Origin of the sequence: Rhodococcus sp. 27YEA6 (assembly GCF_044908235.1) — a bacterium.
In the GTDB taxonomy this organism is placed as follows: Bacteria; Actinomycetota; Actinomycetes; order Mycobacteriales; family Mycobacteriaceae; genus Rhodococcus_F; species Rhodococcus_F qingshengii.
This window is the reverse complement of the sequence record NZ_JBIYCY010000019.1, coordinates 33,189-59,456: the sequence shown is the minus strand read 5'-3', so window position 1 is coordinate 59,456 and position 26,268 is coordinate 33,189. Positions and strand designations below refer to the sequence as shown.

The window sequence follows — 26,268 nt, the reverse complement described above, 5'->3', positions numbered from 1 at the left end:
AAGGAGATACACATGCTTGACGACATCGTGGTCCTGGAGGCAGGAAGCCGGGTCTCTACCGGCTACGCAGGCAAGCTGCTCCGTGACGCCGGCGCAACGGTCGTACGCCTCGAGACACCCGAAGGCGATCCGCTCCGCACGGATTCCCCGGAGTACGCCGAGTACCTCCACGCCGGCAAGGGATCGGTGACCGACGTGAGCAGCTCCGCTGCGGGCCGCGCTCTCGCCGACCGGGTCGACGTCGTGATCTGCGACGAGAAGTCCGCCGTCCAGTCGCTGGTCAACGAGCTACGGTCGCGTCGGACACGCCTCATCGTCGTCTCGGTCTCCCCATACGGCCTCGACGGTCCCGACGCGACGACCCCGGCGACGGACTTCACACTGCAGGCCGAGGCCGGTATCTCGTTGGTGCACCCGACGTTCGACCGGCCGTCGATCGCAGCGGGTGTGCCACTCGCGGAGATGACCGGTGGTTCCGCCGCGGCGATGGCGGCAGTCGTCGGGTTGCTGGCCGACGACGCCGATAAGGCCCCCGTCAAAGCGGACGTGTCCCTGTTCGAGTCGGCCATCGCCCTACAGCAGTTCCCTTGGCTCTACAACCGCATCGAGCACCACTCGGAATACCCTTTGCCGCAGGCACCGATACCCGGTGTCGAGCAGGCCAGTGATGGATGGGTATGTGTCGTCAGTGTGACGCCACCGCAGTGGAAGGACTTCAAGCTGATCGCCCAGGTCCCTGCGCTCGACGATCCGCGATTCGACACCCTCAACGACCGGGTCGATCACGCTGCCGAGGTCACTGCGCTCGTCCGTGAGTTCACCCGCCGACACACCGTCGACGAACTTGTCGAGCTCGGCGCCGCCAACCGGGTGCCGATCGTCCCGGTCGCCACACCGGGGACGATCGCGTCGATCGCGCCGTTCGCGGCCCGGGACTCGTTCGTCCAGAGCGCTTCAGGTGGGTTCATCGCACCCCGCCCCCCGTTCCGTGTGGATGACGAGGTGGCCTGGACGCCGGCTCCTCTCACAGACGTCGGCCACGACGACGGTCACGACTGGTCTGACACGGTTGCCCGCACACGCAATACCGCCGACGGTATCGATCCTCGCCTGCCACTGGCGGGCCTCCGAGTCGTCGAGTTCGGCACCTTCCAGGCCGGCCCGATGGTGACCATGAACCTCGCGAGTCTCGGCGCCGAAGTCATCAAGGTCGAGACCGTCAACCGACCGGACCTCATCCGATTCAACGGAGTGCCCGGGACAGTCGATCGTTCCTGGGAGCGCGGTGCGCCGTTTGTGGGTGCCAACCTGGGCAAGATGGACGTCACCGCGGACCTTGCCGATCCCCGAGGACTGGCCGTGGTCCGCGAGCTGATTGCCGAGGCCGACGTCGTCTTGGAGAATTACGGACCGCGGGTGTTGGAGTCACGCGGGCTCGACTACGAGGGCATCCGGGCGATCAACCCCGACGTCGTCATGGTCCGAATGCCTGCTTGGGGGCTGGATGGACCGTGGCGCGACCGGCCGGGCTTCACCTATACCGTCAACGCAGCATCCGGAATGGCCGAGCTGACCGGCTATGCCGACGGCGAGCCACTGCTGACCGGCACAGTCGTCGACCCGTTCGCGGCGCTCGTGTGCTCCTTCGCCACGATTGCCGCTATCCGGCAGCGACGGGTGACCGGCCGCGGGACGCTCCTCGAAGTTCCGCTGTGCGACGCCGCGATCCAGCTGACGGCCGGGCCGGTTATCCAGCGATCGGCGACCGGTAGAAATGTCAGCCGCACGGGAAACGACCGGCCGGGGACCGTACCGCAGGGTGTCTATCGCGGTGCCGACGGTAACGAATTCGCAATATCGGTCGTGGACGACGAGCAATGGTCCGCCCTCGCCGCGCTGCCGTGGGCCAAGACATGGGCAGACGAGCGATTCGCCGACGTGGCTGGTCGCGACGCGCTGGGCGCCGAGCTCGACGGTCTGCTGCGGCAAGCCTTCGCCGAGCTCGACTCGGAACAGATTGTCTCCGACCTCAGGGCAGCCGGCGTCCCCTCGGCGCACCTTGAGGTCGGAGACAAGCTGGTGCGGCACCGCCAGCTGCTCGCCCGTGAACGGGTCGTGGAAATCAAGCACCCCGTCATCGGGTCGCAGGAATACCTGGCGGGACCGGTCCGGTTCGTCGAGGGACCTGATATGGTGCCGCGTGATCCGGCCCCTCTGTTCGGGCAGCACAACGACGAGATCCTGACTCGGCTGGGTCGCACGACGGAGGAGATTGCTGCACTTCGCGAGGACGGACTGATCTCGGATTCGCCGTTCAACGCTCCATTCGACCGCACCGCGTCCTTGCAGTGATTGTCAGGGAGCCTTGCGAGCAACGGCTTTGGACGGTTCCATACGCCACGACGGTGGCTGCGACCGCGCTGATCTTCATCTCGATCGGCATCACGATTCCGGTGCTGCCGTTCTTCGTGACCGACACCCTCGATGCCGACGAGAGTGCCGTGGGTCTGGTGTTCGCAGCGGCCGCCGTCTCGGCAGTGCTGTGCCGTCCCGCGCTTGGTTGGATCGGCGACAACCGGGGTCGGCGAATTCTTCTGCGCCTGGGCTCGGTCCTGTGCGCTGCGGGTCTGCTCGGGCACTTGCTCGCCTCCGACATGACGAGCTTGGTGGTGGCCCGCCTTGTCGTCGGGGCAGGCCAGGCCGGCGTCATGGTCGCCGCTACGACCTTGGCGATCGACCTCTCGCCGAAGGGTCGTCGGGGCGAGGCGTCGAGCTATCTGTTCATCGCGCTTCAGGTTGGTTTGGGGACTGGCCCGGCGATCGGTGAGGGCTTTCGGCATTTCGGTGCCGATGCCGTGTGGATCGCCGCGACGGCCACGTGCCTACTCAGCGCCGGCTTCGCCTCGACGCTTCCCCGCGTCCGGCGCCGCAGTTCGAACGAGCGAGCGGCCGACGGTAAGCGTGTCAACGTCGACTACGGCGTCGCGATCCGTATCGGGCTGCTTGCCGGGCTCGGAACGCTGGGCTTCGCCGGCTACCTCGCGTTCCTGCCGCTGTATTCGTCGGAAATCGGCGTTGCCAGCACCGCGGGGATCTTCCTGCTCGCCTCCGGCACCATCGCCATTGTGCGCTTGTCCGCCGCCAAGGTGCCCGACCGGCTCGGCGCACGACGCGTCGCGCGGGCGTCGCTGGTCATGCTGACAATCGGCTTCATCGTGATCGCCGCATGGCACAGCCTCCCGGGTTTGCTGGTCGGGACGGTTGTGATGGCCGCTGGGATGTCCTTACTCGTGCCGTCATTGGTGCTGAGCGCGACAGCGGGTGTGTCCGAGGGCGAGGAGACCCGCCGGATGAGCGCGTTCACCCTGTTCCTGGACCTGGGTGCCGCGCTCGGCCCAGCCATGCTCGGCATCGTCGCGACAAGCGGATCGTACGCCACCGCGTTCGCGGTCTGCGCCGGCGCAGCCGGCGTCGCGCTGGTGCTGCTCCTGCGGTGGGTCCCGGCAAGGTCGCAGGCTGGTTAGTTCATGTCTCGGCAAGTTCAGTATTCAGGTTACGTCGTGTATGAGTCGTTGATCTCGCCATTGGGCGCGTCGTCGCACCCCTTAAAGTGATCAGGGACGGGATTCGGCAGCGATCGACGAGGCCACCGGCCCCAACTGGCGCCCCCGGAGGCACGAACATCTCGCGACTCGGGGCCCACCAGTGAAGTCAGTTCGACATCGGATCGCGGTAGATAGACTTCACGACTTGGTACGACTGCAGCGCTTCGGGCCCCATCTCACGCCCGAGGCCGCTGTTTTTGACACCGCCGAACGGCGCGGTCGGATCCTGCGCGTACGCATTGATACCGATGGTGCCCGTGTGCACTCTGCGGGCGATGGCCTCACCACGTTCGCGGTCGGCGGTCCAGACCGTGCCCCCGAGACCGAAATCGCTCGCGTTGGCGATCGCCACGGCCTCGTCGTCGTTCTCGTAGGGGATCACGGCCAGCACCGGACCGAAGATTTCCTCCTGGGCGATTGTGGACCCATTGTCAACGTCGGCGAACACTGTCGGCTGGACGAATAAACCGCTGTCGAGACCCTTGGGACGCCCGCCGCCAGTGACGAGCCGGGCTCCGTCGGAGACTCCCTTGGTGATGTAGCCCTCGACACGGTCGCGCTGCGCCTGCGAGACCAAGGGGCCCATCTGTGTCATCGGATCGAGCGGATCGCCGACAACGACTGATTCGGCGAATCCGACGATCGTGTCGAGGACGTCCGAGTACCGGCTGCGCGGCACCAGTATGCGGGAATTCATATAGCAGATCTGCCCGGCATGGATGAATGAGACGTTGAAGAAGGCCTCGAGGTGAGCTGACAAGTCCGCATCGTCGAGGACGATCGCTGCCGACTTTCCACCGAGCTCAAGCGTGACCGGACGCAGGAGTCGACCGCACGTCTCCGCGATCGCACGGCCCGCATCCGTCGAACCGGTGAAGGAGACCTTGTCGATACCTGGGTGTCCGACGAGGTAAGCCCCGATGTCCCGCCTGCCGGGCACGATGTTCAGCACCCCGTCGGGAAGTCCCGCCTCAATTGCGATCTCACCCAGCAGTTGGGCGTCGAGCACCGTCTCGGGCGCCGGCTTGAGTACAACGCTGCAACCCGCGGCAAGGGCTGGAGCCAGCTTTAGGAACGAGATGCCCTGCGGCACGTTCCACGGGACGACCGCAGCCACCACTCCTACCGGCTCACGGATCACCCTGCTGCTGCCGCCGAACATCCCCGGTCGCAGTTCCTCTTGGGGCAGGTCCTTCATCATTTGCGCGTAGAAGCGCACCATGAGCGCCGGAACCGCCGCTTCGAGAGCGTTAGCGAGCGAGATGGGCATGCCATTCTGCACCGATACACGCTCCGCCATGGTGTTCCCGTGCTTCTCGAGCGCTGCGGCAAATCGTTCGAGGGCTGTGCCCCGTCGCTCCGCGTCCCACTGAGACCAGCCAGTGGGATCGTCGAACGCCCGTCGGGCAGCCGCAACCGCACAATCGACATCATGGGTGTCAGCTTCCGGCACCAAACCGACCGTCTGGCCGGTAGTGGGAGAGGTAACGACGATCGTGCTGCCGCTGGACGTCTGACGAAACTTTCCGTCAATGTAGAGCTTGTCGTAATCGATAGTCATGGGTGTCCTTTGGTTCGGGGTATCAGGGAGTGAGGACAACCTTGAGAACGTCACCGCGATGCTGCTGCGCGATGGCCTCGTTAAGTTGTTCGAACGGGAACGTGGTGATGAGCTTCTCCAGCGGGAGTTGTCCGCGACGATGCATCTCCAGGAGCTCCGGGATGAAGGTGTCCGGGTTGCTATCACCTTCGACAACGCCGATGATCCGAAGTCCCAGGCCTTGGCAGTAGAGCAGCGGAAGAGGCAGGGTTGCCTCCGGGTTGCTGGGCACGCCCAGCAGTACGACCGTCCCCCGTTGTGTCATCGAGAGCACCACCTCGCCGAGGACGTCGGCGATGGCCACCGTGTCGATTGCGTAATTGACGCCGGCCGGGACGATGGCTCGCACCTGCTCCGACAATGGCCCGTCCGCAGGGTCAAGGACATGGGTGGCTCCAAGCTCGAGAGCGAGCTGTCGTCGGATCTCATACGTCTCGAGCACGATGACGGTCTCCACGCCGCGCGCGGCCGCAGCCATGACGGCTGAGAGTCCGACCGCCCCTCCTCCCACGACCAGCAGGGAGCTGCCGGGCTGGCAGTCCAACGAGTTCAGCACCGAACCTGCGCCAGTCTGTACCCCGCAGCCCAGCGGACCTAACAGCTCAAGCGGAGCATCGTTAGCCACCTTGACCACGTTCCGCTCGTGAGCGATCGCATGCGATGCGAAGGACGACTGACCGAAGAATTCGGACCCGAGTGGCGCACCATCTCTGGTGATCGGGGAGGTACCGTCGACCCGGCCACCGCCGAAGTTCAGCGGGGCGAAGCTCGGGCAGTACCCCGGAGCGTCGTCTTTGCACTGGGGGCATATGCCGCAGCTATTGAAGGACAGGACCACCTTGTCACCAGGTGCGACCTTGGTGACCGCGTGACCGATTGCTGTCACGGTGCCACTGCCCTCGTGTCCCAGGACCGCGGGGAACGGGAACGGCAGATGGCCGTGTCTGACAGCCAGGTCGGTGTGACACAGCCCCACTCCTGCGATCGCCACGACGACCTCGTCGGCGGCGGGTTCTGCCAGTTGTACCGTCTCGATCGTGAAGTCGGCACCGATTTCGGAAATGACTGCTGCTGTGATGTCCACGAGGTGAAAACCTTTCGCGCTACTCTGATGGTGTGGTTGGTCAGTTGTTGCTGTCTGGAACCATGACCCCGATCTCCGGGCATTCGCCGCGAAGTATTAGCTGGCACGCCAGCCTTGAGGTGGTCCTGGTGCCCTCGGTGAACTCGAGGAGTTCGCGCTCCTCGTCCGACGGCGGGTCGAAGGCCGCAGCGCATTCCGGGTCAAGGTAGACATGACAGGTCGCGCATGAGCAGCTCCCGCCGCAGTCGGCCACGATGCCCGGCAGATTGCTCTGCACCGAGCCTTCCATCACGCTCTGCCCGTCGCTCACGTCGACCTCGTGGACGGATCCGCTGCTGAGTCTGTAGCGAACTATCGTCATGCGCGCACCTGCGGCTGGGTCACGATCGCTTGCGCCGGGCTCGTTGCCGTATTGGCGAGCAGCGTCGGGTCTATGACCATCGCGCTGCCGATAAGTTTCTTGGCTGCCATGAAATCTCCTGAAGAGTTGACGGTCTCCGCTGCGGTGACGATGCCGTCAGCGTGGTGATAGGCGGCGAACCGGCCCACACCCGGATCGTTGCGCAGCACCACCGAGTCACCGGCCCGTACGACACCGGCGATCTTGATCTTGAGGTCTCCCTGGTCCGACCAGAACCACGGCACCTCGGAGGGGGGTGGGGCGCTGCCCATGATCACGGAGCAGGCCTGCCGGGCCTGCTCCGTGCTGCTGGGAATGCTCTCAAGGCGAGATCGACCGGGTAACATGCCGACGGGACGCCGGGTGACGTCGCCGATCGCCATGATGCTCGGATCGTCCGTGCGGGCACTGTTATCGACCAGGATGCCTTCGGAGCATTGAAGCCCTGCTGAGACGGCGAGGTCGTCGAGCGGCAGGGCACCAATGCCGACCAGCACGACGTCACAGTCGACCGAGGTTCCGTCGCCGAGGACGACCGACGTCACCCGACCGTCGCTGCCCTCGAAGCAGGTCACCTCGACGCCAGTCACGATGGTCGTACCGGCGGCACGATGGTGCTCGGTCAGGAATGCTGAAAGCTCGGCGCTGGCCACGCGGGCCAGGACTCGTTGCTCACGCTCGAGGATCGTGACCTCGGCGCCAGCGCCGACGGCCATGGCCGCCACTTCCAGGCCGATGTAGCCTCCGCCCACCACGACCAGTCGACATCCGGGTTGCGCTAGGAAACCACGGAGTTCGCGGGCGTGCCCGAGGGTCCGAAGCGTCAGGACACCCTCGAGCTCGGCGCCCGGCACGTCCAGCGACCGCGGCACGGCACCTGTGGCCAGCACCAGGTGGTCGTAGCCGACCCGCCGACCGCCCACCTCGACGACTTCGTGTCGCACTCGGTCGATCCGGTCCACCACGGTCCCCAGTCGTAGGACGATGTCATGGTCGCTCCAGAAATGGTCGGGTCGCAGTGGCTGCTCCGCCTCCGGCTCGTGGAGGTTTTTCGACAACGGCGGCCGGTGGTAGGGGGCGTCGTCCTCCGCCGACATCACCATGACCTCGCCGTCGTATCCGGACTGCCGAAGCAGAGCAGCCAACGTCACTCCTGCGTGCCCGCCGCCCACGATCACCACACGATCGGTCAACTTAGTTCCAGCCGTACCGGCAGGTGCTTGAGTCCGCCCACGAAGTTGGTCTGGATGACCTTGCGATCTCCGGCTGGCTGCAGGCTGCGGATCCTTGGCAGCAGCTCTTCGAGCATGATGCGGAGCTCCTGCTTGGCCAGGTGCTGCCCGATGCACATATGCGGCCCGTAGCCGAAGGCGATGTGGCGATTAGGCTTGCGTGTCATATCGAACACGTCGGGATCCGCAAACACCTCGGGATCGCGGTTTGCTGATTGGAACAGAAGCATGAATCGGTCCCCTGGCATGATCTTCTGGCCGCGGAGCGTGTACTCGCTTAACGCCTGCCGGGTGAAGCTCTTTACCGGCGAGACCCAGCGGAGGCCCTCGTTGACCAGGTCGGGAACCAGCGAATGATTGGCCTGCACCTGGGCGAGCAGATCGGGCTGGTGAGCCAGCATCTCGACGATTCCCGACAGAGTGCTCGACGTCGTGTCGTGCCCGGCCGTGGCGATCGCCACGAACCAGCCGTAGGCGAACGACTTGGGGAAGTACTCACCATCAGCTTGGCGTGCGTTGGCGATGACCGTCGCGAGATCGTCCTGGGGGTCGACTCGCCGACTCTCGACCACATGGTCGAAGTAGGTGAAGTAGTCCTGCAATGTGGCGGCGAACTGGCGCGCCGAAGAATCCTCACCACCTGCCTCGACGTCCTCGCGCACGTCATCGGGATCGGAGGCACCGAAGAAGTCCTGGGTCAGTGCCATCATCCGCGGCTCGTCCTCGGCTGGGACACCGAACAACGACATGATGACATGTAACGGATAGTGGATCGCGAAGCCTTTGACGAAGTCGATCTCGTTGACGCCAGGCTTGAGGAACCGGTCGATGCCGTCCAGGGCCATCTCGCGGATCCGGTCTTCCCACTTCTTCAAGTTGATGGGGCGGAACCAGTCGGCGGCCACCCCACGGACCGCGGTGTGCTCAGGTGGGTCCATCGACGTCAGCACGTCCAGTATGCGCAAGCTGCCTCCGTTTACCTCCCGGAAGTAGTCGTCGCCGACCTTCGGCAAGAGTGTCGAGTTGTGCGAGCCCTTATCTTCGCCCCCGCCGTTCGTGAAGATCTCGGGCTGCCGCTCGATCTCCATGATGTCGGCATGCTTGGATACCAGGTATAACGGGTCGTACCCCTCGACGTGGACCTGGGCCAGGGGTGCGTTCTCACGCAACCACGCATAGGCCTGGAACAGCGTCGTGTCGTCGCGATGACCTTCTGGCAGCACCACCGTGCGTGCGATCTCATCCGGGACGTCATGAACTGTGGGAATGTCGAAAGTCGTCATGTCTCTCCGAGGTTTCTGGCGAGACGGCATCGCGTCGACGGTGCCGCAGGTCGCGTGGAGGCGGCCTCACTCCACACTGACCGAACGAGACGTGAATCACATCTCTCTCTATGGGGGAGATTTATCCCCTCTACCGGCAGAGCCGTGGCGGTGAGCTCAGGCCAAAGGGGCGCACGCCTCGGCGTCCGCGCACACCCCGCAGCATCCAGCCGCCTCCTGGGTTGCTAGGTGCCGAAACCGCGAGACCGCTTGGTCCCGCGAACTCACCTCAAGCTTGCGCAGAATGCTCTTGACATGGGTCTTGACGGTGCCCACGGAGATAAAAAGCCGTTTGGCGATCTGCGGATTGGTCAAACCTGGACCGATCAAGCGCAGCACGTCCAGCTCACGACGGGTCAGCCCCGCAGGCGCCTCTGGCCCGAACATGGGGTCTCGTTCGATGATTGGCAAGGCGCACCGAGGTCCGAACACCGCTCCGCCCATGTCGGTGGGGCCCAGCAGCTGAGTCTTTCCGACGACCTGCTGGTGGTAGTGGTGCACGCGCTCCCGGAGGCTTGCGTGTTCGAGCACCGCCCCCATGCCTTCAGCGAAGAGCGCCAGGATCGCCCTGTCGAACTCGGCGACGGCAGGCGTGTCGCCGACGCGGTCGACGTGGATCATGCCGATCACCTCGTCTCCCACGATGATAGGTGCCACGACGTAGGTTTCCGTTCTTGTGAGGTCGGCCAACCTTCTATGCACGTCAGCACGGGTTCGTGCGCCAGTGACAAGCAAAGCCGCGCGGTCCCGGATCGCTGCGGATTCCGGATCCTCGCGACCTATCTTTCCCGGCACCGCCTGACTGAGCTGGAGGACCGCGACGGCGATCTCGGTGTTATCCGCGGCGTAGGCCGAACGTGCGATCCAATGCTCTTCATGCAAGCGCGAGACCATGGACCGGGTGTACCCGAGACCGGCCAGTCGCTGCGGCGTCTGTTGAACAATGTCCGAGACCGTCGAGAGTTGGCGCAGATGCCGCAACGATCCGTGGACATGGGCCACCGTCCAAGCGTGATCGAGTTCCATGGCCATATCCGCACCTCTTCCTGGTCGAATCCTGCGGTGTGGCAGGGACTCGACGCCAGCACCTGTCACACCGTTCCGCACTCAGCGAGCACAAATCAACGTGGATCGTCCGAGTGCCGCTACCTTCCGATAGAACAAATCAGGTCCAGGGTCTGACAACCTTCAGGCGGTTCCACGGAGCGGAATAGACCGCGTGAGTCAGTCCCCGGACATACCTTGACAACCCACGATGCCCGACCCGACGAACACCACAGCACCATCCTGGCGCGCCGTCGCGACCTTCACCATGGCGCGCTGCTCACCGTCCTCCTCCAACAGTTCGGTAACCGTTGCCGTGACCGTCAACGAGTCACCCGGCCACACCTGCGTCACGAAGCGGCCACCGAAAGCCCGCAAGTTCTGCGGGCCGAAAACATCGGTCAGGATGCGTCCCGTCATGCCCATCGTCAACATGCCGTGTGCGAACACACCTGGGAAGCCAGCGATCTCGGCAGCATAGGTCGCATCGGTGTGCAGGGCGTTGAAGTCGCCGGAGGCACCGGCGTATTGGACGATCTGCGTTCGGGTGAGGTTCTCCACCAGAACCTGCTTGTGAGTGTCTCCCACTGCAACGGTCATGGAGGTCTGCTGCTCGATCACGGTCAGTTCTCCTTGGGCTGGTGCTGTGTAGAGACACCGACGACGCGAGCCGTCACGACGAGTTCGGCCGCCGCATCGTGGTAGTCAGTGATGATCTCGAAGAAGCGCAGCTCGCCGCCGCGCCGGCCTAGCTTGGTCCAGGTGTCGCCATCGCGGACGGTCGCCGTCAGAACGTCGCCCACGAGCAGGGGTCGGTGGTAGACGAAGTGCTGCTCACCATGCAGCATCCCGCCAGCGGTGTCCTCGTCGTCGGGGCCGTAGCCGGTCGCCTCACGCCCCGATCCGAACCAGGGCCTGTCCGGGTGCGGGCGCAGCGGATAGTCAGGGTCGAAGTGCGCGCTCGCCTGAACATATGTCGGCGGCGCCGGGATCGCGTCCAGGCCCGCAGATATCGCGACTTTCGGGTCCGTGAAGACCGGGTTGACGTCGCCGAGCGAGCGCGCGAACTGCAGGACCTGTCCTGCCTCGACAGGGAATCGGCCGATGGCCATGGGTGCCTCCTCGTGGAATTCACATGGACTGTGGCACGGAACGACTACGCAATGCCTCAAGTTTTCCACGGGTTGGAAAGTTGCCGCACCCGGCGTCGACCACGCCACTAGCGTGCCATCAACCCAACAGGAGAGGTATACAACATGTCAGGACCCATGCAGGGAACACGCGTCGTAGAGCTGGGGATCTGGGTAGCAGCGCCCTCGGGTGGGGCAATCCTCGCCGACTGGGGTGCTGACGTCATCAAGCTCGAGCCGCCGACCGGTGACCCGCTGCGACAAATCCGCCACGTCCTCGGGCCGGATATCGTGGACTGTCCGTTCTTCGACGCCGACAACCGCTCCAAGCGCAGCGTGGCCCTCGACCTGCGAAGCTCCGAGGAACTGGCCTCGGCGCTCGAGTTGATCGACAGCGCCGACGTCTTCCTGACCAACATCCGGCCCGCTGCCCTCGAACGCCTCGGCCTAGACAGCCGCACGCTGCTCGAGCGCAAGCCGGATCTGGTCTATGCGATCGTCACTGGCTACGGCCTTGAGGGCCCTGATGCGGCCGCCGGTGCCTACGACATGGGGGCCTACTGGGCCCGCGGTGGAGTCGCCGACTCGTTGACACAGCCCGGCGGCGAGACCCCGATCCAGCGCAGCGGCATGGGTGACCACGTCACGGGCATCACAGTGGCCGGCATGATCAGTGCGGCACTGCTTCACCGCGAACGGACGGGTGAGGGCCAGCTCGTCTCGACGTCGCTGTTGCGGGTCGCAGCTTGGCAGATCAGCAGCGACATCAACATGCGTCTGATGCTCGACCGCGAGCCGACCCGCAACCAGCGCACGACCGAGGCCAACCCGGTTTGGAACAACTACAGCGCCGGCGACGGCAAGAAGTTCTGGTTGATGGGTGTCGAGGCCGACCGGCACTGGCCGAAGCTACTGCGCCTGGTTGACCGTCCCGAGTGGGCCACCGAGCCGCGCTACGCGACTCCTGCCCTCCGGGGCGAGAACGCCGTCGAGATCATCGCCCTCCTCGACGAGATCTTCGTGACCCGCACTCGGGCTGAATGGGGTGCGTTGTTCGACACTGAACGTGACTTCTTCTGGTCACCTGTCAACACCGTGGATGAGGTCATCTCCGATCCGCAGACCCACGCCAGCGGCTCGATCATTGACGTACCCAAGGGTGACACGACTGTCGCAATGGTGGCCAGTCCGGCCGACTTCCATGGCACTCCTGCGGCCCCGAGCAGATTTGCTCCCTTGCTGGGAGAGCACACCGACGAGCTGCTGACCGAGCTGGCATCTCGCCGCGCAACGACACGATGATCCGCTCCCCGGGTCGTCGTGCTGGCCGAGCACAGTGTGGGTGCCGCGTGTCGTCGACCATCCGGTTCTTATCCCTGGTAGCGGGCAAATCCGCATACCGATGCTGGCCTGCGGCATCTGCGGCTCCGACGACCACATCATCGACGGCTCGACCGTCCCACCGATTCTCCCCGTCGCCCTCTGTCATGAGGCCTCCGATGTCGTAGACCAGCGCGTTTCGAGGTCATAGGGCTGCAGGTAGGTGATCGCGTGAGGATCAACCCCATGATCAACTGTGTCTTGCCGGCCGTGCGCGACGTGACGCGCCAACCTCCGCCGCGCGTTCACAGTGATGGTGGGTTACCGGTATCGACGGGGCCAACCCTCTCTTCCCGTCCGGCAACGTCATCGCCCTGCCCGACTCGGTCGGGTTCGCCTCCGGGCGATCGTCGCAGCACCCCTACATGCGATCTCCCGGGCTGGGATCCGTCCCGGTGACACCGCCGCGTTGTCCGAGCTCGTCGGCTCACTGGGTGTAGTAGAGAAGGCCACACGCTTGTGGCCTTCGGGGGCCGTTGCGTCGCAGTCGGTGTGGGGGCGGAGCGGCTAGGCCTCACAGTCCTGCAGGAGACACTGGCTTGCCCGCTGCGGGATCGCTCTGCCGCCACGATCCTCGTCGTCATCACCAACCAGCCGAAGAAGCTCAAGCCGCAATCAACGGGTCAGGCGCACCATCGTCTTACCAGCATTCTCCCCGGCGAGGAGCCCCAGGAGCGCACGTGGCGCGGAGTCGAGCCCGTCGTATGGGTTCTCCAACGGCAGCAGCCGACCGTCCGCGAGCCAGCCATTCATCACCTGGCTTGCGAACGGCCACCGGTCCATCCAGTCGAGGACGATAAAGCCCTCCATGCGGATACGGCGAGAGATCAACGCTCCAGGAACGACCTCGGCGAGTCGACTCTCCGGGTCGTACGTGTAGTGAGTCACCGAACCGCAACATACGACCCTCCCGTTCTGGTTCATTCGTCGCAGCACCGTCTCAAGGATGCGTCCACCGACGTTGTCGAAGTAGACGTCGATCCCTTTTGGACACGCTGCTTTCAAGTCGGCCCGGAAAGTCTCGCTGCGATGGTTCACGGTCGCGTCGAAACCGAGGTAGGACTCGAGCATCAGGTTCTTCTCGTCCGAACCGGCGATACCGACAACGCGAGCACCTCGGATGCGCGCGATCTGGCCCGCGAGATGCCCCGTCGCCCCGGCTGCAGCCGAGACGACGACGGTCTCGCCCGGTGCGACCGCACCGACCTCGGTGATGCCGAAGTACGCCGCCATACCACTGACGCCGTGCACGCTGATCTGGTGCGTGAGCTCACCGTCTACTACAAGTGGGGTTGCGTCAGCTGCCGGGACGGCCGCGTACTCCTGCCATCCCGCGTCGCAGAACACGATCGTGCCTTCGGGCAGGCTGGTGCCGTTGGCGTCGACTACCTCGCACAACCCATAGCCCGCCATGACTTCGCCGGCCACGAGGCGCGGCCGATACGTCTCTACGTCCATCCACGTGCGGTTGGCGGCATCGACTGAGATGATCAGCGTGCGTACGACGATCTCTCCGGGGCGGGGGACCGGTACAGCGCCGCAGGCGCTGGTGAAATGGCCCTCCTCCAGCGTCCCGTCGGGCAGGGTCGCCAAGATGATCTGGTGATTGGACACCGCGATGTGCTTTGTCGTCACCATGGCCGACCTCCGTTCACGAATACGACCTCACCGGTCGTATAGGACGCTGCCGAGGACGCGAGATAGACAGCCGCGCCGGCCATCTCCTTGGGACGTCCCAGCCTCCCCATCGGCACAAGCGACAGTAGGTCGACGTGTGCCTGGTGGGCTGGCTCACCGTCAGGACTGACGGTGCCCGGGCACAGCGCGTTGACCCGGACGTCGGGCGCCAGCTCGCCCGCGAGCTGGCGCGTCAGCATCCACAGCGCTGCCTTGCTGACCCCATAGGCGCCGATGCCAGGAGACGGCAAGAATCCTGAACCCGAAACCACGTTGATCACCGAGGATCCCGACCGGCCCGCCATGAGCGGCACGAGCTCCCTGCACAGCCGGAACGGCGCGATGACGTTAGCCGCCAGCACGTCGTCCCAGACTGTGTCTTCGAGGTCGAGCACCGGACCCAAGACCCCGCCCGACGAGTAGGCATTGTTGACCAGCACGTCGATACCTGACCATGTCGCACGGGCGCGCTCGGCGATCAGTGTCGGCGTATCGCCGGCCGTGACGTCGGCGACGACGGTGACAACCTGTCGCCCGGTCCCAGCACGCAGTTTGTCCGCGAATTCCGTCAGTGCGCCATGGCGACGCGCGACCAGCAGGAGATCTGCCCCTGCTTCGGCGAAGGCTTGAGCGATTGCGGCGCCGATACCTTGGCTCGCGCCCGTCACCACGGCCACCTTGCCGTCGAGTCGAAACATCCGGTCAGTCACTGCCGCACACCCGCAGTCTGCTGGCGTAGCTCGTGGCGTTTGATCTTGCCCGAATCCGTGCGCGGCAGCTCTTCGACGTAGTCGATGATCTTGGGGTACGCGTGGCGTCCGAGGTTGTCGCGCACGTTCACGGTGACCTCGTTGGCGACCTGCTGCCGGTCGACAGTCCCGTTGAGCACGATGACCGCTCGCACGACCGAGCCACGCGCCGGATCGGGTGCCGCCACAACGGCGACCTCTGCAACCCCGGGGTGCGCCAGGATAAGACTCTCGACCTCACTGGGGCCAACGTTGTAGCCGGAGGTCACTATGAGGTCGTCATCTCGTCCGACGAAACAGTAGCGACCGTCGTCATCTCGGCGCACGACATCGCCGGTCAGGAAGAGGTCGCCGCGCCAACGCTCCTTCCAGAGGTCGTCGCGGTTCAAGTAGCCGGTCGCGCCCTGGTACTCGGGGTTACGCAGCGCCAGGACGCCCTGACTCTCCTGTTCAACGCCCTCGCTATCCACGAGTGCGATGTCGAAGCCGGGGACGACGGTCAACGCGCCTGGCATGTCCGGCTTCTTCGGATCGGCGAGGTTGGCCAGCACCATGGCGGACTCACTCTGGCCGTAGCCGTCCTGGATCATGCTGCCGGTCAGCTCCATCCAGGCCTGGGCGAGCGGCGCGTCGAGCGGCTCACCCGCACTGGTCGCGCCGCGAATGCTGCTTGAAATACCCCGGCGTTGGGCGAGCGGGACGAGGCGACGTAGCGCGCTTGGCGCGGCCGCGATATAGGTGACCTGCTCCTCGTCGAAGATGCGCAGCCAGGCGGCCGGGTCGAAGTCGCCGCTGTAGACCACGCGTGGGATGCCGAGCGACATCGGTCCGGCACCGGTCGTGTAGAGGCCGTAGGACCATCCGGGTGCCGCCCCGGTGAAGAACATGTCGTCGGGTGTGAAAGCCCATGTGTGCCGGATAAATGGCTGGATAGTGAGGATCATCGAGTGCGGCTGGATGCAGCCCTTTGCCGCGCCGGTCGTGCCGCTCGTATAGATCAGGGTTGCCGGGTCGGAGGGCGCCGTCTCGACCATGCCGAAATCAGGAGCGTGGCCGTCGATCTCCGCCCACAAGCTCCGGTCGCCCTTGACCAGGCCCCGGCCTGCTTGGCCGGCCACGGTATAGATCTGGGGGTCGACCGTCAGCAGAGGCAGCGCGTCCGCGAGCTGATGCCGGTAGCGGTAATCGACCACGACTGCTGCCGGCTGGGCACCATTGAGCCGCTGGACGAGGGCATCGGTGCCGAACCCGACGAACAGTGGCACGTAGACCATACCCGAACGCCAGGCAGCGAGAGCCCCAATGAAAGCCTCTACTTGCTGGTTGACCAGGGATGCGACCCGGTCACCGCGCACGAGTCCCGCGGCCTTCCATGCCGAGGCCAGTCGGCTCGACGTCCGGGCCAGCTCGGCGTAGGTCCAGCGGTCACTGCTGCCGTCGGGGTGTCGGACGATCATTGCGAGGCGAGCTCGGTCGCGGGCCCATCGGTCCGCACACTCGTGCGCCGTATTGAGTCCGCGCTCGATGGGCCAGTCGAGTCGCGCCTCGGCGGCTCTCCAAATCTCGGAGCTTGAGAATCCACGCTCGGCGTGGAGTTCGGCGTGCAGGTCGTCGCGCACTGCAGACATAGATTTTCACCTCAAGGTCGAACGGCAGGAAGCTCACCGAACCACCCCACATCACGCCGCGCACCACCGTGTTCCACGCCTCGGAACCGTAGGCGGTTGGGCACGCAATCCCCGGCTTAGACTGATGACGCCCTGACCAGCATCGCGGTTGACGCACCCAGCAGTGTGCAGTAGGGAGAGGAGACGGTGAGATGTCCGGACAGATAAGGTTCGAACACACAGGACGCGTCGCGTGGATCACGATCAGCCGGCCCGAAGCCAAGGGCGCGCTGACTTTCGACATGGTCTCCGCGTTGCATGGCATCGTCGCCGACCTACGCATCCGGGCGGAGGTCGAGGTCGTGGTGATCCGCGGCGAGGGTACCGACTTCTGCGCCGGATCGGACATGGGCGACATCACAAGTATCCTCGGGGCGACTGCCGAAGAACGCCGGTCTGCTTTCGACGCGAGCATCTCCGGGACGATCCAGCCGCTGCTGCGTGACCTGCTCGCGCTGCCGCAGCCCATCGTTGCCAGCACGCGCGGCCATGCGATCGGCATTGGCGTCATGTTCATGCTTGCCGCAGACCTCGTGATCGCGTCCGATACGACGACAATCTCCCTCCCACAGCCCCGCCTTGGGCACTCGCTCGACCACGGTGAGAGCTGGCTCCTCCCTCGCCGCATCGGACCGTCACGCGCGCTGCAGATCTGTCTGCTCGGCGACGTCGTCGGGGCCGAGGATCTTGAGCGGTTCGGAATGTTTAACTGGCTCACCGATGATGCCGACCTAGAGAACCGGACCAGGGAGGTCGTCGACGGTCTCCTCTCCGTCGCCCCGAACTCGCTATGGCGCACCAAGGCTTTGCTGCGCAACTCGGTTGACGCCTCGTTCGAGGAGCAACTCCTGATCGAGCGCGAACACGCCGCCGCAGGAGCCGCGACCGAGGATTTTGTCGAGGCGATCAAGGCTCAAGTGCACCGTCGCGCTCCGGTATATACCAACAGCTGATACCGCGTGTTTTGTCGTATCTCCTTGGGGCAATTGGCAACATCGGTCCCGATCTGCTGCGTGAGCTCGAGGTCACCGTTTTCATAGTCCATCACCTCGTCCCAGTGGGACTGCCGAAAGAGATAGCGCAGAAAGGTGGGCGGCTGCCGCCAGCCCGCCAACGTCTCCAGCCGCAGGCTTTGCCACGATGACGCGTGCTGCTTGAGCACGGCAGCGACCGGATCGGGCGAGGTCGCCGCGAGGTTCTGACCGAACGACGCACCGGACGACTATGTCCTCAAGCACGAGGAAACCCTTGCTGCTCGGCACGGATCTCGACGTAGTAGGCCAATCGGGATTGAGGTCAATATCGGGGACTATGTCGGCATAGAAACGGACCTCCTTTCGCAGCGCCATCCACACGTGCTCACCACGCCTCGCCGATCCCGGCATTGACATGGACACTGCCCGGACCAAGTTCGCTGCCAGCGCCAGCCCAGTCGGGCCGAGGATGCGGCGTCGAAGAATCATGATCCCTGCCACCTCTACGGCATCGATTCCGGGAAAAACCCGGCGAGCACCGACTTAACCCACGCGGTGTCAGATCGTCAGAGTAGGAGCAATACATCATGGAGGTTGGTCCCGCCCGATGATAGGCACGGCCCGGTGACTGTTGCCCGGGTATTCCGGTTCCACGGAATGCCCCATTAGACCCGCATGTTCAGCTTCGACAACAACGGCTCGCTCTGCAACTCGCGCTCGGCCAGCATGGCTCGCCGCATCAAGTCACGGTCTCCGGTGATTCGGCGGTAATGCTCCAGGTCGGCCTCGAGCCCAACCGGGTCATGGCTGTCGAAAATCAACTGTTTGCGCTCCGAGGAGACTGGCGACGAGATCTCGGTGAAGACCCGCCGTCGGACATCCGAGTAGTGATCAAGCATGTCCTCTGGGACGTCTCCGTGGATCACTGCGGCCAGCGTCTCCACGAGTAGGGCGGAGTCGAAGAATCCTCCGGCGACGCCATAGCCGCTCGACGGGTTGGTGACGTGGGCAGAGTCGCCGACCAGTAGCGCGCGGCCGACGCGGAACCTGTCGGCGACACGCTCGTGCATCCGAAAAGCCGCCCATGCCGTGACCTGTGGGTCGACGTCGTCGGGCAGCGAGGCACGGAGGACGGCGGGCATTCGATCTACGATCGAGTGATCCGGCAGTGTCAGGCTCTCGGCGTACGTGTAGCGCCACGGCACGGGCTCGCCGAACTGCGCAACCAGCGCCCCGTGCATTGGGTCCGCCCGGGCGACGGAGGGCCCATAGCCAAGCGTCGCCAGGTCGAGGTCCAGGTCCGTGGCGACGAAGCGCTCGGGCCACGTCATACCGGGGAAGGCCAGCCCGAGCTGACGCCGGATGATGCTGTGGGCGCCGTCGGCCGCCACAACCCATGCAGAGCGGTAGTCACGCTCACCCGCCGGACCAACTGCCGACACGGTGCAGCCGTGCCCATCCTGCTCGAACGAGCGGGCCGACGTATCCCACTCGATCCGGACGTTGGACATCGCACTGAGCCGGGCCAGCGCGATCTCGCTGAGCGCGTCCTGCCCGAGGTGGAGCGTGAAGGGGTGCTCAACGGAGTCGTCCAGCACGCTCAGATCAAACACGAGTTCCTCGCCGGTCCGTGGGACCGCCAGCGTCCAGCTCCGTTGAACCAGTCCAGCTGACGTCGCGGCGGCTAACAGACCGAGCCTCTCGAGTTCCGCCATGATCGACCAGTGGAACAACATTGTCCGCGGCGCGCGGACGACGGTGGTCGCGGCCTCGAGTACCGTGACACCGACGCCAGCCTGCGCGAGGCCCAGTGCCGTGAGGAGTCCAACGGGTCCCCCACCGACGACAGTGACGTCGTGCGTCGTCATGGTGCTATGTCTCCGCGCCCGAGGTAAGATTGCTGCCTCGGACAAGATCTAGAGCATTGGTCCCCAACACCCCGAGGGCTTGCTCCGCCGTCAGGATTCCGACGTCGACCGCATCGCGGACCTGCGCCTGCTGACCTTCTAGTTGGCCGGCGATGAACGGGTGATCAGTGCCGATCATGACGTGCTCGGCGCCGAAACGCCGGACTAACAGCCGCAGGTGCTCGGCATCGAAAACGAGGGTGTCAACCCACAGTCTGCGGGCAAGGTCGTCATGGTCGGTCTCGGTGTCGCCGCCGACGACGGCACCGAGGCGCAAGCGCGGCAACGACCAGGGAAAGGTTCCGCAGCCGTGCGACATCACGACCCGCAGTTCGGGCAGGTCGCGTAGGACTCCCCCGAACACCAGGGCTCCCGCGGCGAGCGCCGTGTCGGTCAACATACCGAGACCGAAGTCGTACGGCTGACCAGTACGACGCAGCGCTCCATCGCCGCCTCCCAATGGGTGCACGTAGACGACAGCCCCCAGCGCGGCAGCCGCCTCGAAGAGCGGGCGTACAGCCCGGTCGTCGAGCTCGCGGCCTGCCAGTCGGCAGCCTATCTCGACACCCCGTAACCCGAGCGACCTCACGGCGCGCTCGAGCTCGACGACGGCAGCGTCAATGTCCTGGACCGGCAGCGTGCCGAGACCCAACAATCGACCGTCAGCGGCGGCTACGTCCTCTGCGATGCCGTCGTTCATGGCACGGGCGAACTCAATGGCCTCTTGCGGAGGCGCCCAATCGGTCAGCGTGATCGGGACTGGCGACACAAGCTGCACATCGATACCTGCTGCGTCGAGCTCAACGACCCGGTGGGTTACGTCCCAGAGGGCAGAGCGAACCTTCCGGAACTCGCGGTCACCGAGCATGATTCGGCCCGAGCGGTCGTCGTCGTGGACAAGGCGGGGCCACCGTTTGTCGCCCGTACGCGCCGCGAGATCGTCGAGCCCCCGTGGGAAGTGATGTGCGTGGACGTCAACCGTCGTTCCGCGGTGGGTACCTGAGGCAGCGGTGCACATCCGAATGGCTCCTAAGAGAGGACGTAAAAGACAACCAGAGAGTCGTCGCACCGCATGTTAAACACGGACCTACACTGAAAAACAGTCTTTGTTCCAGCCGGCGGAATATCTCCGTGGTCGCGCGAAGCCGCGTAAAGTGCACAGAGTCTGCGTGGGTAAGCTGGGGTGAACCACGTCACGTTGCGAGTGCCGTACAACCCCTCGGAGTTGCACACTGTGAATGACCCTCTCGCCCATGGGTCTCGGACCCCCGAGCCGCCATCGATTCTGTCCAAGGCGTTCGACCTCCTCCGGGCCTTCAACAGTAACGAGCGTGTCATGACCCTCAGCGAGCTGTCTCGCGCGTCGGGCCTGCCCAAGTCCACGGTGCATCGGCTGATCGCCCGGCTGATCGACCTCGACGCCATCGAGCAGCACCGCTCCGGCTATAAGCTGGGGCTGGGCCTAATGGAACTTGCGGTCAACACACCGGCTGGCAGCATGCGTGACGTGGCGATGCCCTACATCGCCGCGCTTCACCGGTGGTCGGGCCAGACTGTCCACCTCGCGGTGCTGCGACGGTACGACGTCGTCTACCTGGAAAAGCTCGCTAATCCCGCCGCCCCACCCGGTCTGTCCGGTGTAGGCGTACGCCTCCCGGCCAACTGCACAGCCATCGGTAAAGCATTGCTGTCCTGTGAGAACCTTGAGGACCTTGAAGCGTTCCTCCCCTCGCCCATGCCGACGCTAACACCGCACTCGATCACGAACGTCGAGGAATTCATGATCGAGCTGCGCAAGGTCCGCAACAGCGGCATCGCTTACGAGCACAACGAGGCGCAGCTCGGCCAGGCTTGCGTCGCAGCCCCGATCGTGGTACACGGCTTCGCAGTCGGCGCGATATCTATCTCCCACCAGGTTGACACCGATGCCGGTCAGAAGATCGTGAACGCCTTGCGCGACACCGCGGCGCAGATCTCCAAGGAGGCCCGCGAGGGCCTGGCCCAAGGGCGGGCGCACTGGTTCCCACGCGAGCTCTGACGCACGGCGGCGCCGGACCCCGGACAGGATGACGGCGCCGACGGACGTTCCGCCTCAGCGATAGATCGCGAAGGCCTTGTTGGAGTTGAAGACCTCGGTCTCAACGAACTCGCTCCACTCAAGCTTCATATCGAGCTCCGACATCGCACCCAATAGACAAAACCAGTTGAGCATCTCATGCTGGCCGGCCTCGACGACCTCACGCGTCGTGACACTCTTCCATGCCTCGTAGTCGCAGGCGACCATCGCGTCGTACAATGCGCGGTCGGCCACGGTGTCCGGACGCAGGTGCCAGTCCTTGTCGTTCAGGAAAGCGTGTGACCAGCTCGCCGAAGCGATCAAAGCAACACGCTTATCGCTGGCGCGCGCGGTGCGGCCGATCGCCTGACCAAACTGGAAACAGCGCAACGGTGACGGTCCCGGTGGATCGAGGTTCTCCCCGGCCTGGATGTCAGCGAAGCGGGCAATGCCACCCTTGCGCGCTATGACGTGCTCGCCGTAGCAGTTGACCGCCAAGGGAATCACCGGATACGGGAACTCTTTACCGACGTTGTCGTAATCGAGAAAGATCTGAGTGTTGCCGAACGCGTGCGGAAAGTGTATCCCCTCGCGCTGCTCGTACGAGTACGCGATATCGATGCCGTCGTTGAGCACGGAAGCCGCGATCTGCTTGGCAAACTTGGGGTCGCCCTTCATCGTGAACCGTTCCTCGTCCGGCAGACCCCAGACGTTGGGGACGTTAAGCATCTTCAACACTGCAAAGGGCTCGACCGAGGTGTCCTCATACGCCAGGACGCAGAAAGACGGGATGACTTCCTCCCGAAAGTTCTCGTACTGGTCGTCGCCCCACACCAGTACGACGTCGGGTTCGAAGTCGTCGAGCGCGGCGCGGACCGTGTCGAGTCCCTCACGCAGCTGCGCCCGGTGACTGGCCGCGGCAGTGGTCCCCTGGTCGTCGCCCCATTCCTTCTGCGCCAATGCCGACCAGTTGGCTGGGTCTTTGCGGTCCTCTGGGATATCTGGATCCTTCAGAACGCTCTTCATCAGGTTTGCCATGTGCGTGTCCGCACCGGCCAGCATCGGATAGTGGGTCATACCGAGACCTATCACTTCTGCCATGTGTGTGCTCCTTCTAATCGCTGACACCGGCGCGGTCGAGATTCGTCGATGAGCGCCGATGATCCGGGCGCACTCGTATTAGAGACCTGTGGCACGCATCGCGCCACGAGGAGTTCTGGTGCTCGGAACCCTGCGTTGGCAACGGGATCCAGCGATCGAAGGATGATCTACATGGCATTCTCCCGTTCGGCATCTAATGAAGCCGGTGACGATCAGCGTCGTGACGATGCAAAGAACGCCGCTGTTGCACGACTCCAGCAAGTAGAAGCGACCGGCATCCCCTGTGCGTCGCTCCGCGACCTCATCGGGTCCGAAGACATCCCCCTGGCCTACCTAGTGCAGGAACAGATCGTGAGCGCCCGCGTCACCGACAACAACGGGCGGGTAGAGCGCAAGATCGGGCTGACGTCACCGGCCGTGCAAGCACAGCTCAAGGTCGACCAGCCCGACTTCGGTACGTTGCTGCACGACATGCTGGTCACACAGGCCGAGCCCGTTGCAAACGATCGGCTGCTCCAGCCCCGGATCGAGGCCGAAATCGCCTTCGCGCTCGGGGCCGACATCGACGACCTCGCCCCCTCCCTCGGGACCATCGCCGCTTCGATCCAATTCGCTCGTCCGGCGTTCGAGATCGTCGACAGCCGCATCGCAGGGTGGGACATCGATTGCCGACACCGTCGCCGACAACGCTTCCAGCGGGCTTTTCGTACTCGGCAATGCCGAGGTATCTCTGTCCGACTTCGACCCTGTCGCGGTCGAGATCACAATGACCCAGGACGGCGAGACTGTGTCGTCCGGCAACGGTACAGCCTGCCTCGGTAATCCTCTCATCGCCCTGCAGTGGCTCGCACGAATGGCCGCGAGCGTCGGCGACCCGCTGTGTGCAGGCGAGATCATCCTCAGCGGCGCCCTCGGCCCGATGGTCCCTGCACGGGTCGGCTCGACCTATCACGCGACACTCACCGGCCTCGGTGAAGTCCGCGCATTCTTCGGCCCCGCCAGCACATCAGGAGCATCAACATGAGTTCTTCGAAGGTGGCCGTCATCGAATCGGGAAATATGGGCACCTACACTGTTGATCAAGGTCCAATGTCTCTGTCGACCCTTCGAGGTTGGTGCCATGGTCGGTATCAACCCAGCGCGACGGCGTCGCGCGCGCTGCTGGCCCGGGGTGCCGATCACCTCGGATGGCTTCGAGGACATCGCCGTCGTGTTTGATGCCACCTCGACGGGGCCCACATCAAGAATGACGCACGACTCACGACTTATCAGTGCGCGAGTGGTCGTCCTAACGCCCGCAACGAAGGCCTGGGTCCAGTGCAATACCGGACCCAGGTCCTTGAAGATTAGGCGTCTACTTGGGCAGTCCAACTTCCGGGGATCAGTTCAGATCGCCCCCGTTCGTCGTATAGGACGTCAGTTGTTGGTGACGAAATCCGTGATGATGCGGTTGAATTCGTCGGCATGCTCAATCTGCAACCAGTGGCCGCAACGGTTGATGATGTGCGCGCGCGAGGTCGGAACCGCCGCCAAAAAGCGCAGGGAGTGTTCGAAGCTCACGACCCGGTCGTCACGGCCGTGTAGAGCGAGCGTCGGCACCGTCAGTTTTTCCAATTCCGGCAGCAGTCCGAAGTACGGATTAGGTGGCTGTGGGCTGTCCCATAGCGTGTTCCAGCTGTCGAGGTGCTCGGTGTGAGCCAGAGCCGCAGCCGAGCGCAGACCCGCGAGTTCGTCGGTGGCCATGGACTGGTCAAAGCACATGATCTGTACGAGCCTTTTCATATTCTCCGGGGTGGGCTCGCGGTATGCATGGAATAGAACCTTCAAGCCCTCGGAAAAGCCGCCGCCGGGACTGAAGAGGTCGAGGCCAGGGGCGGGCGCGCCCATCGATACCAGGTGACTGACCCGCTCGGGGAAGCGCACCGCAGTAGCGACGGACGTCATTCCGCCCATCGAGTTGCCGACTAGTGCAGCCTGCTCGATCCCGAGCTCGTCCATTAACGCGATCACATCAGCGGGGTGGTCGCGGCCGATCGTGTCGTTCTGGGTCTCGCTCTCGCCCCACCCCGGCATGTCGACCGCGTGGACGTGAAACCGCCGCGAGAGCGGCTCGATGTTAGGGCGAAAGTTACTCCATCCGGTCGCGCCTGGCCCGCTGCCGTGCAGCAAGATCACGGGATGACCGGCACCGGCCTCGTAATAGTGGATCTTGTAGCGACTGGTCTGGATAGTTCGGCTTGCGCTCTCTGCGGTGACTGAGACCTTCTCTGTGGCAATACTCATAATGCCGTTCCCTTTGGTCGAAGACTGGAACTGGTTGTCAGACTTGAGCAACAAGCGCCGGAAGCTCAGGGCGTAGTTTGGATACCCCTGCCGCGTCCGCGCTCTGCCGGGAGACCTGGCCGTCCCGGAAGAAGTCGAGGAACACGTTGTTGAAGATTTCCGGCGAGTCGGTCTGCCCTTGGTGACCTGTCTCCTCGGGATAGAAGAACTGAACATTCGGCAGCACCTTCTCCTGCTCGTAACCCCACTCGACCGGTGTCAGGACGTCCTCCGTGCCGTAGAGGTAAATACCTGGAATCGTGAGCTTGTCGAGTCGGCCCTTGGTCGACAGGCGCGCCTCGATGTTGGGGTTTTCCCACGGGACTATACGGCCGTACTGGAGGAGGCCGGGCCAGAATTGAGCATGCGCCTTCTTGCCTCGCTCGGCGGCTGCGTAGCGCATCTCGATCAGGTCATCGTTGATCGCCTCGCCGCGGAAGATGATGGCACTCATCATCGAGCGCATACCCTCACGGGTGCCGTCGTACTGCGTCAATTCAATCTTGGCCGGTGGCTTGAGTCCAGCCGGCACCACGTCGCCGATGTCGCCGGCGATCAATGCGAAGCTCAGCACCCTCTCTGGATGAGCCACAACGTAATTGGCCGTGTTCATGCACCCCATCGAGTTGCCCGCAAGGTGGAACTCATCGAGGCACAGAGCTGTCGTGAACTCGTGAATGAAATCGACATAGCTGTGGACGCCTTCGGGCCAGAACTCCTCGCGGTCGTCCGACAGCCCGAATGCGGGCATGTCCGGGCAGTAGACCCGAAAACCGTTAGCACCCAGGAATGGTGCCATGAAGCGCCACCCTGCGGTACCCGACGAACCCGGTAGGCCACCATGCAGCAGGACAACGGCAGGGCCCGTGGTGCCGGACGTCATGTAGTGGGCCTTCGCACCACTGGCGAGTCGAATCCAGCGACTCATCATTCCCGGAACTTCGATGAGTCCCTCTTCAGTCAACGCCATGTTCACTCCTTGATCGATGTGGACCGCACGCGGACGCGTCCGGATCAG

Annotated in this window: 21 protein-coding genes and 1 pseudogene; 6 read left to right on the top strand and 16 right to left on the bottom strand. The window is 64.3% G+C overall.

Annotated elements, in window-relative coordinates; translation table 11 throughout:
• Nucleotides 1-12 precede the first annotated feature (12 nt).
• The gene (locus tag ABH939_RS29485) at nucleotides 13-2,352 is read left to right on the top strand and encodes a CoA transferase (protein WP_151097191.1); all 2,340 of its coding nucleotides are present in this window, start codon (nucleotides 13-15) and stop codon (nucleotides 2,350-2,352) included.
• A gap of 53 nt (nucleotides 2,353-2,405) precedes the next feature.
• Nucleotides 2,406-3,524, top strand: coding sequence for an MFS transporter (locus ABH939_RS29480; RefSeq protein WP_159419704.1), 1,119 nt, complete (start codon nucleotides 2,406-2,408; stop codon nucleotides 3,522-3,524).
• A gap of 187 nt (nucleotides 3,525-3,711) precedes the next feature.
• On the opposite strand, the gene ABH939_RS29475 is transcribed toward ABH939_RS29480, so the two are convergent.
• From ABH939_RS29475 to ABH939_RS29440, 8 genes are all read right to left on the bottom strand, one after another.
• The gene (locus ABH939_RS29475) at nucleotides 3,712-5,166 is read right to left on the bottom strand and encodes an aldehyde dehydrogenase (RefSeq protein WP_151097195.1); all 1,455 of its coding nucleotides are present in this window, start codon (nucleotides 5,164-5,166) and stop codon (nucleotides 3,712-3,714) included.
• A 22-nt stretch (nucleotides 5,167-5,188) separates the two neighbouring features.
• On the bottom strand, nucleotides 5,189-6,289 hold the full coding sequence (locus tag ABH939_RS29470) for an NAD(P)-dependent alcohol dehydrogenase (protein WP_151097197.1): 1,101 nt from the start codon (nucleotides 6,287-6,289) through the stop codon (nucleotides 5,189-5,191).
• A 40-nt stretch (nucleotides 6,290-6,329) separates the two neighbouring features.
• Nucleotides 6,330-6,650: a 2Fe-2S iron-sulfur cluster-binding protein gene (locus ABH939_RS29465; protein WP_054780820.1), complete on the bottom strand. Its 321-nt coding sequence runs from the start codon at nucleotides 6,648-6,650 to the stop codon at nucleotides 6,330-6,332.
• Nucleotides 6,647-7,882 carry an NAD(P)/FAD-dependent oxidoreductase gene (locus ABH939_RS29460; protein ID WP_243580664.1) on the bottom strand — a complete coding sequence of 412 codons (1,236 nt, stop codon included), beginning with the start codon at nucleotides 7,880-7,882 and terminating at the stop codon, nucleotides 6,647-6,649. The genes ABH939_RS29465 and ABH939_RS29460 overlap by 4 nt, the downstream gene beginning before the upstream one ends.
• Nucleotides 7,879-9,204 (bottom strand): cytochrome P450, encoded by a 1,326-nt coding sequence (locus ABH939_RS29455; RefSeq protein WP_151097200.1) that lies wholly within the window; start codon nucleotides 9,202-9,204, stop codon nucleotides 7,879-7,881. The genes ABH939_RS29460 and ABH939_RS29455 overlap by 4 nt, the downstream gene beginning before the upstream one ends.
• A gap of 156 nt (nucleotides 9,205-9,360) precedes the next feature.
• Nucleotides 9,361-10,275, bottom strand: a complete 915-nt coding sequence (locus tag ABH939_RS29450) for a LuxR C-terminal-related transcriptional regulator (protein WP_054780819.1) — start codon at nucleotides 10,273-10,275, stop codon at nucleotides 9,361-9,363.
• Nucleotides 10,276-10,467: 192 nt separating this feature from the next.
• On the bottom strand, nucleotides 10,468-10,908 hold the full coding sequence (locus ABH939_RS29445) for a MaoC/PaaZ C-terminal domain-containing protein (protein WP_243580663.1): 441 nt from the start codon (nucleotides 10,906-10,908) through the stop codon (nucleotides 10,468-10,470).
• Between the two features lie 2 nt (nucleotides 10,909-10,910).
• Nucleotides 10,911-11,399, bottom strand: coding sequence for a MaoC family dehydratase N-terminal domain-containing protein (locus tag ABH939_RS29440; RefSeq protein WP_054780818.1), 489 nt, complete (start codon nucleotides 11,397-11,399; stop codon nucleotides 10,911-10,913).
• Nucleotides 11,400-11,543: 144 nt separating this feature from the next.
• Between ABH939_RS29440 and ABH939_RS29435 the strand changes: the two genes are divergently transcribed.
• Nucleotides 11,544-12,719 carry a CaiB/BaiF CoA-transferase family protein gene (locus tag ABH939_RS29435; RefSeq protein ID WP_151097202.1) on the top strand — a complete coding sequence of 392 codons (1,176 nt, stop codon included), beginning with the start codon at nucleotides 11,544-11,546 and terminating at the stop codon, nucleotides 12,717-12,719.
• A gap of 693 nt (nucleotides 12,720-13,412) precedes the next feature.
• Here ABH939_RS29435 and ABH939_RS29430 read toward each other — a convergent pair.
• Genes ABH939_RS29430 through ABH939_RS29420 form a run of 3 tightly spaced genes read right to left on the bottom strand, consistent with a single transcriptional unit; the run spans nucleotide 13,413 to nucleotide 16,851 of the window.
• Nucleotides 13,413-14,435 (bottom strand): NADP-dependent oxidoreductase, encoded by a 1,023-nt coding sequence (locus ABH939_RS29430; protein ID WP_151097206.1) that lies wholly within the window; start codon nucleotides 14,433-14,435, stop codon nucleotides 13,413-13,415.
• Complete coding sequence (locus tag ABH939_RS29425; protein WP_151097208.1) at nucleotides 14,429-15,184, bottom strand: SDR family NAD(P)-dependent oxidoreductase; 756 nt, start codon at nucleotides 15,182-15,184, stop codon at nucleotides 14,429-14,431. The genes ABH939_RS29430 and ABH939_RS29425 overlap by 7 nt, the downstream gene beginning before the upstream one ends.
• Nucleotides 15,181-16,851 (bottom strand): acyl-CoA synthetase, encoded by a 1,671-nt coding sequence (locus tag ABH939_RS29420; RefSeq protein ID WP_151097210.1) that lies wholly within the window; start codon nucleotides 16,849-16,851, stop codon nucleotides 15,181-15,183. Before ABH939_RS29420 ends, ABH939_RS29425 begins: the two co-directional genes overlap by 4 nt.
• Nucleotides 16,852-17,042: 191 nt before the next feature.
• Here ABH939_RS29420 and ABH939_RS29415 point away from each other — a divergent pair, with 191 nt between their 5' ends.
• Nucleotides 17,043-17,843, top strand: a complete 801-nt coding sequence (locus ABH939_RS29415; RefSeq protein ID WP_054780813.1) for an enoyl-CoA hydratase/isomerase family protein — start codon at nucleotides 17,043-17,045, stop codon at nucleotides 17,841-17,843.
• Nucleotides 17,844-18,529: 686 nt separating this feature from the next.
• Here the strand turns inward: ABH939_RS29415 and ABH939_RS29410 are convergent.
• Both ABH939_RS29410 and ABH939_RS29405 read right to left on the bottom strand, forming a co-directional pair.
• Entirely contained in the window at nucleotides 18,530-19,732 is a 1,203-nt protein-coding gene (locus ABH939_RS29410) for an NAD(P)/FAD-dependent oxidoreductase (RefSeq protein WP_151097212.1), read from the bottom strand.
• A 4-nt stretch (nucleotides 19,733-19,736) separates the two neighbouring features.
• Nucleotides 19,737-20,789 carry an amidohydrolase family protein gene (locus tag ABH939_RS29405; RefSeq protein ID WP_151097214.1) on the bottom strand — a complete coding sequence of 351 codons (1,053 nt, stop codon included), beginning with the start codon at nucleotides 20,787-20,789 and terminating at the stop codon, nucleotides 19,737-19,739.
• A gap of 216 nt (nucleotides 20,790-21,005) precedes the next feature.
• Between ABH939_RS29405 and ABH939_RS29400 the strand changes: the two genes are divergently transcribed.
• The gene (locus tag ABH939_RS29400) at nucleotides 21,006-21,809 is read left to right on the top strand and encodes an IclR family transcriptional regulator (protein ID WP_256083120.1); all 804 of its coding nucleotides are present in this window, start codon (nucleotides 21,006-21,008) and stop codon (nucleotides 21,807-21,809) included.
• A gap of 54 nt (nucleotides 21,810-21,863) precedes the next feature.
• Here ABH939_RS29400 and ABH939_RS29395 read toward each other — a convergent pair whose 3' ends face one another.
• Entirely contained in the window at nucleotides 21,864-22,928 is a 1,065-nt protein-coding gene (locus ABH939_RS29395) for an extradiol ring-cleavage dioxygenase (protein WP_054780809.1), read from the bottom strand.
• Between the two features lie 171 nt (nucleotides 22,929-23,099).
• On the opposite strand from ABH939_RS29395, the pseudogene ABH939_RS29390 reads away from it, so the two are divergent.
• A pseudogene (locus ABH939_RS29390) lies at nucleotides 23,100-23,952 on the top strand (2-keto-4-pentenoate hydratase).
• Nucleotides 23,953-24,344: 392 nt separating this feature from the next.
• On the opposite strand, the gene ABH939_RS29385 reads toward ABH939_RS29390, so the two are convergent.
• Together ABH939_RS29385 and ABH939_RS29380 are read right to left on the bottom strand one after the other, a co-directional pair.
• A complete protein-coding gene (locus ABH939_RS29385) occupies nucleotides 24,345-25,211 on the bottom strand; it encodes an alpha/beta fold hydrolase (RefSeq protein ID WP_054780807.1) in 867 nt (288 codons plus the stop codon).
• Nucleotides 25,212-25,248: 37 nt separating this feature from the next.
• On the bottom strand, nucleotides 25,249-26,220 hold the full coding sequence (locus tag ABH939_RS29380) for an alpha/beta fold hydrolase (protein ID WP_151097216.1): 972 nt from the start codon (nucleotides 26,218-26,220) through the stop codon (nucleotides 25,249-25,251).
• Between the last annotated feature and the right edge of the window lie 48 nt (nucleotides 26,221-26,268).

Bases quoted from the DNA above. Each gene is read 5' to 3' on its own strand.
- ABH939_RS29485 (WP_151097191.1), top strand. From the start codon at position 13: ATGCTTGACGACATCGTGGTCCTGGAGGCAGGAAGCCGGGTCTCTACC.
- ABH939_RS29475 (WP_151097195.1), bottom strand. From the start codon at position 5,166: ATGACTATCGATTACGACAAGCTCTACATTGACGGAAAGTTTCGTCAG.
- ABH939_RS29465 (WP_054780820.1), bottom strand. From the start codon at position 6,650: ATGACGATAGTTCGCTACAGACTCAGCAGCGGATCCGTCCACGAGGTC.
- ABH939_RS29455 (WP_151097200.1), bottom strand. From the start codon at position 9,204: ATGACGACTTTCGACATTCCCACAGTTCATGACGTCCCGGATGAGATC.
- ABH939_RS29450 (WP_054780819.1), bottom strand. From the start codon at position 10,275: ATGGCCATGGAACTCGATCACGCTTGGACGGTGGCCCATGTCCACGGA.
- ABH939_RS29440 (WP_054780818.1), bottom strand. From the start codon at position 11,399: ATGGCCATCGGCCGATTCCCTGTCGAGGCAGGACAGGTCCTGCAGTTC.
- ABH939_RS29435 (WP_151097202.1), top strand. From the start codon at position 11,544: ATGTCAGGACCCATGCAGGGAACACGCGTCGTAGAGCTGGGGATCTGG.
- ABH939_RS29430 (WP_151097206.1), bottom strand. From the start codon at position 14,435: ATGGTGACGACAAAGCACATCGCGGTGTCCAATCACCAGATCATCTTG.
- ABH939_RS29420 (WP_151097210.1), bottom strand. From the start codon at position 16,851: ATGTCTGCAGTGCGCGACGACCTGCACGCCGAACTCCACGCCGAGCGT.
- ABH939_RS29415 (WP_054780813.1), top strand. From the start codon at position 17,043: ATGTCCGGACAGATAAGGTTCGAACACACAGGACGCGTCGCGTGGATC.
- ABH939_RS29410 (WP_151097212.1), bottom strand. From the start codon at position 19,732: ATGACGACGCACGACGTCACTGTCGTCGGTGGGGGACCCGTTGGACTC.
- ABH939_RS29405 (WP_151097214.1), bottom strand. From the start codon at position 20,789: ATGTGCACCGCTGCCTCAGGTACCCACCGCGGAACGACGGTTGACGTC.
- ABH939_RS29395 (WP_054780809.1), bottom strand. From the start codon at position 22,928: ATGGCAGAAGTGATAGGTCTCGGTATGACCCACTATCCGATGCTGGCC.
- ABH939_RS29385 (WP_054780807.1), bottom strand. From the start codon at position 25,211: ATGAGTATTGCCACAGAGAAGGTCTCAGTCACCGCAGAGAGCGCAAGC.
- ABH939_RS29380 (WP_151097216.1), bottom strand. From the start codon at position 26,220: ATGGCGTTGACTGAAGAGGGACTCATCGAAGTTCCGGGAATGATGAGT.